Consider the following 13,070-nt stretch of genomic DNA (forward strand, 5'->3'; position numbering starts at 1 on the left):
TCCGCGTGATCCCGGGCAAGCTTCAGGTCACATGTCGGAGAATTTCGTCCGGTAGGCTGTGCGAAGTTTTTGCGTACGTGGTTTGCTTTCTCACGCTGTTGCGAGACGCGTGGGTTGAGAGACGTTCCCCGCACGGGGGGCCACCTCAGGCGCCGCTGCTCGAAAACGGCCAATCGGCCGCACGGCGTGCTCGGCCGCCAGTTTTAGAAGGAGTTGCACATGGCGCAGGGAACCGTGAAGTGGTTCAACGCTGACAAGGGCTTCGGCTTCATCACCGTCGACGGCGGGGGTGCTGACGTGTTCGTCCACTTCTCGGCCATCCAGTCCAGCGGCTACCGCTCGCTGGAGGAGAACCAGCGGGTGGAGTTCGAGATCGCCCAGGGTCAGAAGGGTCCGCAGGCCGAGCAGGTCCGCCCCATCTGAGCTGACGGAGCGCCGGCCGGGCGGGTCGGCGCGCGAAGCCCCGCATCCCACCGGGAGGCGGGGCTTCTCCATGCGCCGGCCCGCGAAGGTTCAGCGGCGTGCCCGCATGCCCCACCAGAGCGCGACGAGTCCGATCAGGACGAGCGCCGGGCCGACCACCGTCCAGATCCGCTCGTCGGTAAGCGCGCTGCCCTCGACGTAGCCGAGCCCCAGCACGGTCCAGAGCGCACCGAGCACCACGGCCACCAGCCCCATGGTGAGCCGGAACCAACCCCTCATCGCGTCCCCTCCGCCGACGTACGCCCCGATCCAGCATGCCCGCCGGCGCGCGACGCCTGTGACGCCGCGCCGGCGGGCCGGGTCGGACCGGTCACCACCGGTCGTGCACCCGCGGCCGGATCAGCTCGTCGTAGGTGGTCCGCACCGCGGTCAGCTCCGCCCCGGTCAGGGGCGGCTGGCCGGCCGCCTCGGCGTTGCGCCGCGCCTGCTCGGCGGAGCGGGCGCCGGGGATCACCACGGTCACGCCGGGCTGGTCGAGGATCCAGCGCAACGCGAACTGCGCCATGGTGCGGTCGTCGCCGTGCAGCGGCGCGAGCCGGCGCACCGCGGCCAGGCCGAGGTCGTAGTCGACGCCGGCGAACGTCTCGCCGACGTCGAACGACTCGCCGTGCCGGTTGAAGGTGCGGTGGTCGTTCGCCGGGAACGTGGTGTGCTCGTCGTACCGGCCGGAGAGCAGGCCGCTTGCCAGCGGCACCCGGGCGATGATGCCCACGCCGGCCGCCGCGGCGGCCGGCAGCACCGCGTCCAGCGGCTTGTGCCGGACCGCGTTGAGGATGATCTGCACGCTTGCCACGCCGGGTCGGGCGATGGCGGTGAGCGCCTGGTCGCAGGTCTCCACGCTCACCCCGTATCCGGCGACGCGCTCCTCGGCGACGAGCGTGTCCAGGGCGTCGAAGACCCGGTCGTCGGCGAAGACCGCGGTGGGCGGGCAGTGCAGTTGCACCAGGTCGAGCGTGTCGACGCCGAGGTTGGCCCGGGACCTGTCGGTCCAGGCCCGGAAGTTGTCGAGCGTGTACGCCTCAGGCGTCTGCGGCACCCGGCGGCCCATCTTGGTGGCCACGGTCAGCCCGTGCCCCGGGCGGGAGCGAAGGAACCGCCCGATGAGCTGCTCGCTGCGGCCGTCGCCGTACACGTCCGCGGTGTCCAGGAAGGTGACCCCGGCGTCCACCGCGGCGGCCAGCACGTCGAGCGCCGCGTCCTCGCTGACGTCGCCCCAGTCGGCGCCGAGCTGCCAGGCGCCGAGTCCGATGATGCCGACGTGCCGGCCGAGCCGGTCGAAGTTGCGCTGTTCCATCCGGTCGAGCCTAGTGAGCGGGTTGCCGGTTCGCGCGCCGGGCCGTACCGTCTCTAACAAGACGTACGTACGGTTTGGAGAATGCCATGTGGGATCCGAGCACCTACCTGCGCTACGGCGACGAGCGCTCCCGACCCTTCCACGACCTGCTCGCCCGGGTCGGCGCCGAACGCCCGCGCGCCGTGGTCGACCTCGGCTGCGGGCCCGGCACACTCACCGCCACGCTTGCCCACCGCTGGCCCGGCAGCCGGATCACCGGCCTGGACTCCTCGCCCGAGATGATCACGCGGGCCGCCGCCCTGGACGCCCCGGTCACCTTCGGCGTGTGCGACGTCCGCGACTGGCGGCCGGCCCCAGACGTGGACGTGCTCGTCGGCAACGCGGTGCTCCAATGGGTGCCCGAGCACCGCGACCTGCTCGCCCGCTGGGCCACCGAGCTGCCACCCGGCGCGTGGCTGGCGTTCCAGGTGCCGGGCAACTTCGCCGCGCCGTCGCACCTGGCGTTGCGCGAGGTCGCCGGGCGGGGCCGCTGGCGCGAGCCGCTCACCGGGCTGCTGCGTGAGGCCCCGGTCGACGACCCGGTCGACTACGCCACGCTGCTGACCGGGGCGCACTGCGCGGTCGACGCCTGGGAGACTACCTACGTGCACCTGCTGCCGGCCGCCGGCGGCGACCACCCGGTGCTGGCCTGGATGGAGGGCACGGCCCTGCGTCCGGTCCGCGCCGCGCTGGACGCCGCCCGCTGGGCCGACTTCCGCGCCGAGCTGGGCGCGGAGCTGGCCGAGGCGTACCCGGTGCGGCAGGGTCAGGTGCACTTCCCGTTCCGCCGGATCTTCGTGGTGGCCCGCGCCGGCGCCCGCGCAGAGGAGAACCCGTGACCGACCTGCCCACCTTCATCGCCGGACTGCCCAAGGTGGAGCTGCACGTGCACCACGTCGGCTCCGCCTCGCCCCGGATCGTCGCCGAGCTGGCGGCCCGGCACGAGGGACGCAGCCCCGTCCCGGCCGACCCCGAGGCGCTCGCCGACTACTTCGCGTTCCGCGACTTCGCCCACTTCGTCGAGGTCTACCTGAGCGTGGTGGACCTGATCCGGGACGCCGACGACGTCTGGTTGCTCACCCACGAGGTGGCCCGCGAACTGGCCCGCCAGCAGGTCCGGTACGCCGAGCTGACCGTCACGCCCTACTCGCACGTGCACCGCGGCATCCCCGCGCCGGCGTTCTGCGAGGCGATCGAGGACGCCCGCAAGCGGGCCGAGGCCGACTTCGGCATCGCGCTGCGCTGGTGCTTCGACATCCCCGGCGAGGCCGGGCTGCCGGCCGCCGAGCAGACCCTGCGGATCGCGCTCGACGAACGGCCGGACGGGCTGATCAGCTTCGGCCTCGGCGGCCCCGAGATCGGGGTGCCCCGGCCCCAGTTCAAGCCGTACTTCGACCAGGCCCGGGCGGCCGGGCTGCGCTCGGTGCCGCACGCCGGCGAGACCACCGGCCCGGAGACGATCTGGGACGCGCTGCGCGACCTGGGCGCCGAGCGGATCGGCCACGGCATCTCCGCCGCGCTCGACCCGGCGCTGCTGGCCCACCTCGCCGAACGGCGGATCCCGCTCGAGGTCTGCCCGACCTCGAACGTGCGGACCCGGGCGGTGGCCAGCCTCGACGAGCACCCGCTGCCGCAACTGGTCGCCGCCGGCGTCCCGGTCAGCATCAACTCCGACGACCCGCCGATGTTCGGCACCACGCTCAACGACGAGTACGCGGTCGCCGCCCGGCTGCTGAACCTCGATGCGGGCGGGGTGGCCGCGCTGGCCCGGGACGCGGTGGCCGCCGCGTTCCTGGCGCCGGCCGAGGCGGCCCGGATCAGCGCCGAGATCGACGCGTACCTGACGACCGGCTGACACTGACACCGAGAGCGGCGCGCGACGGGAGCGAGGTGTGGGGGGACCGAACTCCCGCCGCGCGCACGGATCCGACGGCCGGAAGATGTTACGGGGCGTCCCGGCCGACGGAACTGATGGGTTCTGTCGGAGATCCTGACATTCCGCGCCGTCGCGCAGGCCGTCGTTAAAAGAGTCCTAAGGAGAACTTGCGCCGGCCCACAGCCACGGCGTCAGCGCGGACGCGGCCAGCGCCGCCCGGCACGCGGCTCCCGGGCCTCCCGGGCCATCCGGCCGACCAGCCCGAACCGGTTCACCTGACGGGGCGCCGCGTCCGGATCGGCAAGCAGCATCACCACGCTGGCCCCGCCGAGCCGGGCGCGGTCCAGGCTCACCGAACCGTTCGCCTGCAACGCGACGCGCTTGGCGATGTCCAGCCCCAACCCGGTGGAGCCCTGGTCGCTCTCGCCCCGGCGCAGGGCCCGGTCCGGGTTGGCGATGCCCGGCCCGGCGTCGTCGATCCGGATCGCCACCCAGCCGTCCCGGCGGCTCACCGCCACTTCGAACGCGGTGCCCTGCGGCGTGTAGCGGAAGACGTTGCCGATCACCGCGTCCAGCGCGGCGGCCAACTCGGCCCGGGGCACCGGCGCGGGGATCCGTAGCTGCGCCCCCACCACCCGGTGCGGCCGGTTCTGGTCGCCGGCAAGCGCCGACCAGAAGACCATCCGGTCCCGGACCACCTCGCTGACGTCGCAGGACGCCGGCGCCGTCTCCTGGCTGACCGCCTTGCGGGTCGTCTTGATGAGTTGGTCGACCTCGCCCTCAAGCGTGACGATGGCCTGCCGGATCCGCCGGATGCCGCGCCGCCGGTCCAGCTCCGCCTCGCTGAACGTGCCGATGCTCGTGTCGTCGGACTCCAGGGCCTCCGCGTCCAGCCGCAGCGCGGTCAACGGGGTACGCAGCCGGTGCGACAGGTCGGCGACCAGCTCGTGCTCGTCGGCGCGGAGCGCCACCAACCGTTCCGCCATCCGGTTGAACGCGTGCCCGGCCTCGGCCAGCTCCCGCGGGCCGCCCGGCTCCACCCGTACGCCCAACTCGCCGTCGCCCACCGCGAGGGCCGCCTTGACCAGGTCGCCGGTGGCGTCCACGGCCCGGGCCGCCACCCGGTCCACCACGATCACCGCGGCGCCGACCAGGGCCATCGCCACCGCGAGCAGCAGCAGCCACCGCCCGCCGGAGCCGGCGTCGAGCACCCTGTCGGGTACGAAGACCTCCACCACGGCCACCCGGTCACCGAGCACCACCGGGTCCAGCCGCAGCACCCCACCGTCCACCTCGGTCACCACCGAGCGCCGTTGGGCGGCGGCGTCGGCAAGCGCGGACTCGTCGGCGCGACCGGCCGACTCGTCGGCGCCGACGCCGTGCACCACCGGACGCAGCGCCGGGTCGTCACCGCTTGCCGCCACCGCCCGCTTGACCACCTCCGGGTCGGTGCTGACCGCAAGCGCGCCGGTCACCAGCGCGCCGCGCCGGGCGGCGTCGGACAGCTTCTCCTCGCGGGACTGGTCGGACAGCGTGAGGCCGAGCGGAATGAGGAAGGCGAACGCGACCAGGCTGCACATGCCGGCGGTGAGCCAGGCCAGCACCGGCCTCAGTCCGGCGCCACCAGCCGGAAGCCGACCCCCCGCACGGTGCGCAGGTAGCGTGGTTTCGCCGCGGACTCGCCCATTTTGCGGCGGAGCCAGTACAGGTGAACGTCGATGGTCTGGTCCTCGCCGACCGATGGCTGCCGCCATACCTCCTCCAAGAGCTCCCGCCGGGACACTACCCGGCCGGGACGAGCGGCGAGATACGCCAGCAGGTCGAATTCCTTGCGGGTCAGGGCCAGGGCCTCCCCGTCCAGCACCGCGCTGCGCTCACCCACGTCCACCCGCAGGCCGCCGACCGTGTGCACGGCCGGTTGCACGGTACGGCTGGCCCGACCGGCCCGGCGCAGCACGGTGGTGATCCGGGCATCCAGGTGCGCGCCGGTGAACGGCTTGACCATGTAGTCGTCGGCGCCGGCCCGCAGCAACCGGACCACCGACTGCTCGTCGTCGCGGGCGGTGGCGATGATGATCGGCACGTCGGTGATGCCCCGCAGCATGCGCAGCGCGTCCGAGCCGTCCAGGTCCGGCAGGCCCAGGTCGAGCACCACCAGATCGGGCGTCTCCGCGGCGACCCGGCGTAACGCGTCCAACGCCGTGCCCACCGCGTGCACCGCGTGGCCCCGGTCGGTGAGCGACCGCAGCATCGCGCCACGCACGACGTGGTCGTCTTCGACCAGCAGGACGGTTGCCACGTCAGCACCGTACTCGGCGTGGCAAGTCGATCGCGTTGCGGCGGTCCGGCGAACGCGGCAAGCTGGAACGGCGATGACGTTCATCCTCTTTCCCGACACCCGCCTGACGTTCGCCCGCGACGCGCTGGCCGGCCTGTCGGTGGGCGACGCCCTCGGCTCCCAGTTCTCCGTCCCCGGCCGGCGCCCCGCCGACCTCGCCGCAGGGCGGCTGCCGGCGCCACCCTGGGAGTGGACCGACGACACCGAGATGGCCTGCTCCGTGGTGGCCGAGCTGGCCTCCGGCGACCGGGTCGACCGGGACCGGCTGGCGCTGGCCTTCGCCGAACGCTACGAGCCCCGCCGGGGATACGGCCCCGGCGCGGTGACCGTCCTGCGGCTGATCCGCGCCGGCACGCCGTGGCCGGTGGCCGCCGCGTCGGCGTTCGACGGGCAGGGCTCCCTCGGCAACGGCGCGGCCATGCGGGTGGCTCCGCTCGGGGCCTGGCACGCCGACTCCATCCGGCGCGCCGCCGAGCAGGCCCGCGCCTGCGCCGAGGTGACCCACGCCCACCCGGAGGGCATCGCCGGCGCGGTGGCCGTGGCGGTGGCCGCCTCGCTGGCCGCCCGGGCCCGCCTCGACGGCGACCGGCCCGAGCCGCCCCGCCTGCTCGGCGCCGTGGCCGGCGCGCTCGACCCGGCCGGCGAGGTGCACCGGGGCGTACGCCGGGCCGCCGCGCTGCTCGGTCACCCGACCGGCGAGGTGGCCGACGCGGTGGGCAACGGCTCGCGGGTCACCGCGCCGGACACCGTCCCGTTCACGCTCTGGGTCGCCGCCACGCTGCTGCACGACTACCCGGCCGCGATCCGCGCCTGCGTGGAGGCGGGCGGCGACGTCGACACCACGGCGGCGATCGTCGGCGGGATCGTGGCCGCGTACACAGGTGTCGGCACCCCCGGCGGCGTCCCCGAGGGCTGGCTCACGGCCCGCGAGCCACTGCCGACCTGGCTCACCACCCCCACCCCCTGACGCCCCCCACCCCACCCCACCCCGCCCCCGCCCCGCCCCCGCCCCGCACTCCAAAGTCCTTGGTCAACTCACGCCATGGTTCCCGGCCCGCGGCGATCATGAAGTTGGCCGGGGCAAAACGGTCGATCAGTGCTGTCAACTTCATGATCACCCGGCGTGGCCCATGTAAAGGCGGCACCAACCGAGATCTTGGAGGCAAATGGCCCCTGGAGGGGCGTTTTGCTTCCAAGATCTCTGGCGTAGGCCTGAGGGCGGATCCCGCCGGCGCTCCCGGTGTTCATGATGTCGGCGGTGCAGGGTGCGGGCACTCGGAGACGGCCGTGTGGCATGAGTCGAACGCTCTCCTGCGAGGACTCGTCTTCGTCGTCGATCGCAAGTGATCATGTGCGCGACCGTGCAGCCCCGGTGGAGACAGGCTCGTCGGCGGGAGCACGCTTGCCCGACGCGGTCGCCTGGGACGCGTGGCCGTCACCGGGGGAGTCGTCGTCGGGGGCGCGATCGGCGGAGGCGGCGGGGGCGGGGGCGGGGGCGGGGGCGTCGAAGACGGAAGAGGAGGCAGCGGCGGGGGCGGCGGAGTCGGTGGGGTCGGTGGGGCCGGGGTCGGACGGGAGCGCCAGCGTGGTGCGCCTGCGACGGCTGAGCAGCCAACCGATCGCGGCGCCGCCGGTCAGGCCGGCGAGCAGGCCGCCACCGAGCAGCAGGTCCGCGCTCGGCCCGTCGTCGGCCGCGGGCGCCGTGGCGGTGACCTCGCCCGGTCCCGTGCCGCCCTGGGCGTCACCCGGAGCGCCGTGGCCGCCGTGGCCTCCGTCGGCCGCGCCGGCGTCGCCGCCGTGCGTGGCGGTGCCCGGCAGCGGCGGCAGCAACGGCACCGTCGGCGCCGGGTGCGCGCCGCCGGTCGGGTCCGTCCAGCGGACCACCGTGCCGTCGGCGTACGTCTGCACCACGCTGAAGGTGAGCAGGTCGGTGGCCGGCATCGGCCCCATGCCCAGCGGCAGCCGGGCCGCGCCGGTGCCGCCGCCGGGCACCCGCAGCCAGGTCACGGCCTCGGTCACCTGGTTCAGTTCGGAGGTGTGGATGCCCGCCACCGGCTGGTCCAGATCGCGGGTGGTGATGGTCGGCGCCCAGTCCGGCACGGACAGCGGGTAGACCTCGCCGATCGGGGCGTCCGCCGGCATGGTCAGCTCGATCTTCGTGGTCCGGGTCCCGGGTCGGTCCGCGGGCACCACCACTGACAGTTCGATCGCGTCGCCCTGGTGCACCTCGCCGGGGGAGGTCGTCACGGTCACGCCGGCGGCGCTGGCCGGGCCCGGCCACACCACGGCTCCGGCGAGTGCGGCGGCCAGCAGCGACGCCGCCCACCGGCCCTGACGGGTCATCCTCATGGTCGTCCCCATCCTTCTCGACTGGGGTCGGTACCGGCTCCGGCCCCACCTGGTAGTTCGGTCCCGGCGGCGGAAAGGTTCAACGCCTGGCGGAACTCGTGCCGGGCGGGGCCCGGCGTCGGCGGCGGCGCGGGTCCGGGCGACCGATAGCATCGCAGGGGCCGGTCTCACCGGCAGATCCGTACCGTCGACGACAGGAGTCACCGTGTCCGCACCCCGTACCCCCGTCGTGGCCGACCCCGTCGTCGTCGCCGCCGGGACCACGGCGGCCGACGCGGTGGCCGCGGCCGGCCTGCCCACCACCGGGCCGAAGGCGATCGTGGTGGTCCGCGACCCGCGGGGGCAGCTCCGCGACCTGGACTGGACGCCGGCCGAGGAGACCACTGTCGAGCCGGTGGCGCTGAGCAGCCCGGCCGGCCTGGAGGTGCTGCGTCACTCCACCGCGCACGTGCTGGCGCAGGCCGTGCAGGACGTCTTCCCGGACGCGAAGCTCGGCATCGGCCCGCCGATCGAGAACGGCTTCTACTACGACTTCGACGTCGACAAGCCGTTTCAGCCGGAGGACCTGGCGAAGCTCGAGAAGCGGATGCAGGAGATCGTCAAGTCCGGCCAGCGGTTCCGCCGCCGCCGCTTCGCCAACCTGGACGAGGCCCGCGCCGAGCTGGCCGCCGAGCCGTTCAAGCTGGAGCTGATCGAGGTCAAGGGCGAGGGGCTGGACTCCTCCGAGGTGATGGAGGTGGGCGGCGGTGAGCTGACCATCTACGACAACCTCGCCGCGACCGAGGAGAAGGTCTGCTGGTCGGACCTGTGCCGCGGCCCGCACCTGCCGAACACCCGGCTGATCGGCGCGTTCAAGCTGATGCGCTCGGCCGCCGCCTACTGGCGCGGGTCGGAGAAGAACCCGCAGCTCCAGCGGGTCTACGGCACCGCCTGGCCGACCCGGGACGAGCTGAAGGCGTACCTGAAGTTGTTGGAGGAGGCCGCGCGGCGCGACCACCGCAAGCTCGGCGCGGACCTCGACCTGTTCAGCTTCCCCGACGAGATCGGCTCCGGCCTGCCCGTCTTCCACCCCAAGGGCGGCGTGCTCAAGCGGGTGATGGAGGACTACGTCCGCACCCGCCACATCGAGGAGGGCTTCCAGTACGTCGGGACGCCGCACATCTCCAAGGAAGGTCTCTTCCACACCTCGGGACACCTGCCCTATTACAAGGACACGATGTTCCCGCCGATGGAGATGGAGGGCAGCGACTACTACCTCAAGGCGATGAACTGCCCGATGCACAACCTGATCTACCGGTCGCGCGGGCGGTCCTACCGGCAACTGCCGATCCGGCTGTTCGAGTTCGGGTCGGTCTACCGGTACGAGAAGTCGGGAGTGGTCCACGGGCTGACCCGGGTGCGCGGCTTCACCCAGGACGACTCGCACTCCTACTGCACCCGGGAGCAGGCGCCGGCCGAGATCAAGCACCTGCTGGGCTTCGTGCTGAGCCTGCTGCGTGACTTCGGCATCGACGACTTCTATCTGGAGCTGTCCACCCGTGACGACAGCCGGCCGGACAAGTTCGTCGGCACCGACTCCGACTGGGCGACGGCGACCGAGGTGCTGGAGCGGTGCGCGCTGGAGACCGGCCTGGACCTGGTCCCCGACCCGGGCGGCGCGGCGTTCTACGGCCCGAAGATCTCGGTGCAGGCCAAGGACGCCATCGGCCGCACCTGGCAGATGTCGACGATTCAATACGACTTCAACCAGCCGAAGGGCTTCGGGCTGGAATACCAGGCCGCCGACGGCACCCGGCAGCAGCCGGTGATGATCCACTGCGCCAAGTTCGGTTCCATCGAGCGGTTCATCGGCGTGCTCACCGAGCACTACGCGGGCGCGTTCCCGGCCTGGCTCGCGCCGGTGCAGGTGGTCGGCATCCCGATCCGCGACGCGCACGGCGACTACCTGGAGGAGTTCGCGGGGACGCTGCGCCGGCACGGGATCCGGGCCGAGGTCGACCTGGGCGACGACCGGATGCAGAAGAAGATCCGCAACGCCCAGCAGCAGAAGATCCCGTTCATGGTGATCGCCGGCGACGACGACGTGGCCGCCGGCACGGTCTCCTTCCGCTACCGGGACGGCTCGCAGCGCAACGGGGTGCCGCTGGCCGAGGCGGCGGCACACATCCGCGAGGTGGTCGAGTCCCGCACCAACAGCGCTCCCACCGCCGAGGTGTAAGGCGGGGCCCCCGCTTAACGCCTCCGGTATAGGTACGCCACCCGCTTGCCCGGGTGGCGCGGTTCGGCGGGGAGATGGCGCGGATCGTAGGATCGCCTCTGTGACAGGGGTGGAGCGGCACGCGGACGATGGCCTGGCGGACGGGCTGGAACGGCTCTGGACGCCGCACCGGATGACCTACATCTCCGGCGAGGACCGGCCCGAGGGCGGGTACGAGAAGCCGACCGGCTGCCCGTTCTGCCTGGCCCCGGGCCGCCCGCCGGAGGAGAGTCTGGTGGTCGCCCGGGGCGGGCACGTGTTCGCGGTGCTCAACCTGTATCCGTACAATCCCGGCCACCTGCTGGTCTGCCCCTACCGGCACGTGGCCGACTACACCGAGCTGGACGCGCCGGAGACGGCCGAGCTGGCCGCGTTCACGAAGGACGCCATGCGGGTGGTCCGGCGGGTGTCCAGCGCGCACGGGTTCAACCTGGGCATGAACCAGGGTGGCGTGGCCGGCGCGGGCATCGCCGCGCACCTGCACCAGCACGTGGTGCCCCGCTGGGGCGGGGACGCCAACTTCATGCCGGTTATCGGCCGCACCAAGGTGCTGCCGCAACTGCTCACCGACACCCGCGACCTGTTCGCGAAGGCCTGGCCGGCCTGACCGGAGCGGGCCGCCGCGACAGCCCCCCGACAGTACGATCTTGCGCATGGCCCTGCTGCATCGCGCGGAACTGCGCCCCTCGAAGCTGGAACTGCTCGTCGACTGGCTGCCCGGCCGGTCGTGGTTCGCTGGCGACGCCGGCGCTCCGGTCACCCGGCAGGCCGCCTACCGGTTCGACGACCCGGCCGGCGCGGTCGGCATGGAGACGCTGCTCGTGCGGGCCGGCGAGGGGCCGGTGCTCCAGGTGCCGCTTACCTACCGGGGCACCCCGCTGGCCGGCGCGGACCGGTTCCTGGTCGGCACCGTGGAGCACTCGGTGCTGGGCCGCCGCTGGGTGTACGACGCCACCGGCGACCCGGTCTACCCGCCGGCGCTGGCCGCCGCGGTGCTCGCCGACGCCGGCCAGGCGGAGGAATACTTCGAGGTCGACGGCGAGCGGCAGGTGCGTGAGCCGAGCATGTCCCTGTCCGGCAGCCGCACCGGGCGGGCGTTGCCGGCCGGCCCGGTCGACGAGGTGGTGGACGGCGACCCGACGCTGATCCGGGCCGGGGATGTCGAGTTGGCCCTGGTCCGGCGGCCCGTCCCGGCCGAGGTCCCCGCCGAGGTCACGGCCGACGTCACGGCCGTGGGCCGGCTCACCGGCGCCTGGCCGGGGCAGGACGCGCCGGTGCTGCTGGCGTACGTCCGCTGACCCTCCGCGCCGGCCCTCGGCACCGGGGGTGACGATCCCGCACGCGGGTGCCGGGAAGGTGACAGGATGCGGCGATGGCAGTCAGCACGCGGTCGCTGGGCCGAAGCGGCATCGAGGTGAGTGCCCTCGGCATGGGGTGCTGGGCGATCGGCGGCCCGTGGGCCGAGGGCGCCCGCCCACTGGGCTGGGGGGCGGTCGACGACGACGAGTCGGTGCGGGCGGTCCGCCGCGCACTCGACCTCGGGGTGACGCTCTTCGACACCGCCGACACGTACGGGGCCGGGCACGGCGAGCGGGTGCTGGGGCGGGCCCTGGCCGGCCGGCGCGACGAGGCGGTGGTCGCCACCAAGTGGGGCTACACGTTCGACGAGCGCAGCCGGCAGGCCACCGGGGAGAACGCCTCGCCGCAGTACCTGCGGCGGGCGGTGGTCGACTCGTTGCGCCGGCTGGACACCGACCGGATCGACCTCTATCAGCTGCACCTGGGTGACCTGCCGCTGCCCCGCGCCGAGGCGCTGGTCGGCACGCTCGACGACCTGGTCGCCGACGGCCTGATCCGGGCGTACGGGTGGAGCACCGACCGGACCGACCGGGCCGCCGCGTTCGCCCAGGTCGCCAAGGGCACAGCCGCCGTGCAGCACGCGCTGTCGGTGCTCCGGGACGCCCCGGCCATGCTTGCCGCCTGCGACAAGCACGACCTGGCCAGCCTGGCCCGGGGACCGCTCGGGATGGGGCTGCTCACCGGCAAGTACACGCCGGAGTCGACGCTGCCCCGCGACGACGTACGCGGTCTCGCGCCGAACTGGCTGGAGTGGTTCCGCAGCGGCCGGCCGGCCCCGGAGTGGCTGCGCCGGGTGGCCGCCGTCCGGGGCGCGCTCACCGCCGACGGTCGCACCCTGGCGCAGGGCGCGCTCGGCTGGATCTGGGCGCGCAGCGACCGGGCCGTGCCGATCCCCGGTGCCCGCACGGTCGCCCAGGTCGAGGAGAACGCCGCCGCGCTGGCCCGGGGCCCGCTCGAACCGGACCACTTCGCCGAGGTGGAGCGGCAGCTCGCGGCGGTCCGCTCGGCCGCCCGCCGGGACGCCGACCGCCCCCACTGGCCGATGCCCCCGATCCCCGCCGTCCGCCCCTGACAC

At 73.7% G+C, this 13,070-nt stretch carries 13 protein-coding genes; 8 read left to right on the forward strand and 5 right to left on the reverse strand.

Going from position 1 to position 13,070, the window contains the following annotated elements; all coding sequences use genetic code 11:
- Window positions 1-219 precede the first annotated feature (219 nt).
- A complete protein-coding gene (locus SM450_RS24345; protein WP_088962828.1) occupies window positions 220-423 on the forward strand; it encodes a cold-shock protein in 204 nt (67 codons plus the stop codon).
- A gap of 90 nt (window positions 424-513) precedes the next feature.
- Here SM450_RS24345 and SM450_RS24350 read toward each other — a convergent pair whose 3' ends face one another.
- Both SM450_RS24350 and SM450_RS24355 read right to left on the reverse strand, forming a co-directional pair.
- Entirely contained in the window at window positions 514-702 is a 189-nt protein-coding gene (locus tag SM450_RS24350; protein WP_474622093.1) for a hypothetical protein, read from the reverse strand.
- A 91-nt stretch (window positions 703-793) separates the two neighbouring features.
- Window positions 794-1,777 carry an aldo/keto reductase gene (locus tag SM450_RS24355; RefSeq protein ID WP_474622094.1) on the reverse strand — a complete coding sequence of 328 codons (984 nt, stop codon included), beginning with the start codon at window positions 1,775-1,777 and terminating at the stop codon, window positions 794-796.
- 86 nt (window positions 1,778-1,863) lie between these two features.
- Here SM450_RS24355 and SM450_RS24360 point away from each other — a divergent pair, with 86 nt between their 5' ends.
- Together SM450_RS24360 and SM450_RS24365 are read left to right on the forward strand one after the other, a co-directional pair.
- Complete coding sequence (locus SM450_RS24360; RefSeq protein ID WP_474622095.1) at window positions 1,864-2,655, forward strand: trans-aconitate 2-methyltransferase; 792 nt, start codon at window positions 1,864-1,866, stop codon at window positions 2,653-2,655.
- Window positions 2,652-3,671: an adenosine deaminase gene (locus SM450_RS24365; RefSeq protein WP_474622096.1), complete on the forward strand. Its 1,020-nt coding sequence runs from the start codon at window positions 2,652-2,654 to the stop codon at window positions 3,669-3,671. Before SM450_RS24360 ends, SM450_RS24365 begins: the two co-directional genes overlap by 4 nt.
- Before the next feature lie 212 nt (window positions 3,672-3,883).
- Here SM450_RS24365 and SM450_RS24370 read toward each other — a convergent pair whose 3' ends face one another.
- The gene (locus SM450_RS24370) at window positions 3,884-5,272 is read right to left on the reverse strand and encodes a HAMP domain-containing sensor histidine kinase (protein ID WP_474622178.1); all 1,389 of its coding nucleotides are present in this window, start codon (window positions 5,270-5,272) and stop codon (window positions 3,884-3,886) included.
- 29 nt (window positions 5,273-5,301) lie between these two features.
- Window positions 5,302-5,991, reverse strand: coding sequence for a response regulator transcription factor (locus tag SM450_RS24375; protein WP_107160748.1), 690 nt, complete (start codon window positions 5,989-5,991; stop codon window positions 5,302-5,304).
- A 73-nt stretch (window positions 5,992-6,064) separates the two neighbouring features.
- On the opposite strand from SM450_RS24375, the gene SM450_RS24380 reads away from it, so the two are divergent.
- Entirely contained in the window at window positions 6,065-6,997 is a 933-nt protein-coding gene (locus SM450_RS24380; protein WP_474622097.1) for an ADP-ribosylglycohydrolase family protein, read from the forward strand.
- Between the two features lie 380 nt (window positions 6,998-7,377).
- On the opposite strand, the gene SM450_RS24385 is transcribed toward SM450_RS24380, so the two are convergent.
- Window positions 7,378-8,379 (reverse strand): DUF1775 domain-containing protein, encoded by a 1,002-nt coding sequence (locus SM450_RS24385; protein WP_474622098.1) that lies wholly within the window; start codon window positions 8,377-8,379, stop codon window positions 7,378-7,380.
- Between the two features lie 205 nt (window positions 8,380-8,584).
- On the opposite strand from SM450_RS24385, the gene thrS reads away from it, so the two are divergent.
- The 4 genes from thrS to SM450_RS24405 all read left to right on the forward strand — a co-directional run bounded on the left by thrS (window position 8,585) and on the right by SM450_RS24405 (window position 13,067).
- Entirely contained in the window at window positions 8,585-10,597 is a 2,013-nt protein-coding gene (gene thrS, locus SM450_RS24390; protein ID WP_474622099.1) for a threonine--tRNA ligase, read from the forward strand.
- 100 nt (window positions 10,598-10,697) lie between these two features.
- On the forward strand, window positions 10,698-11,243 hold the full coding sequence (locus SM450_RS24395) for an HIT family protein (RefSeq protein ID WP_474622100.1): 546 nt from the start codon (window positions 10,698-10,700) through the stop codon (window positions 11,241-11,243).
- Between the two features lie 46 nt (window positions 11,244-11,289).
- A complete protein-coding gene (locus tag SM450_RS24400) occupies window positions 11,290-11,934 on the forward strand; it encodes a CG0192-related protein (RefSeq protein ID WP_474622101.1) in 645 nt (214 codons plus the stop codon).
- A 74-nt stretch (window positions 11,935-12,008) separates the two neighbouring features.
- Window positions 12,009-13,067, forward strand: coding sequence for an aldo/keto reductase (locus SM450_RS24405; protein WP_474622102.1), 1,059 nt, complete (start codon window positions 12,009-12,011; stop codon window positions 13,065-13,067).
- Window positions 13,068-13,070 lie beyond the last annotated feature (3 nt).

Source organism: Micromonospora marincola, from assembly GCF_056150385.1.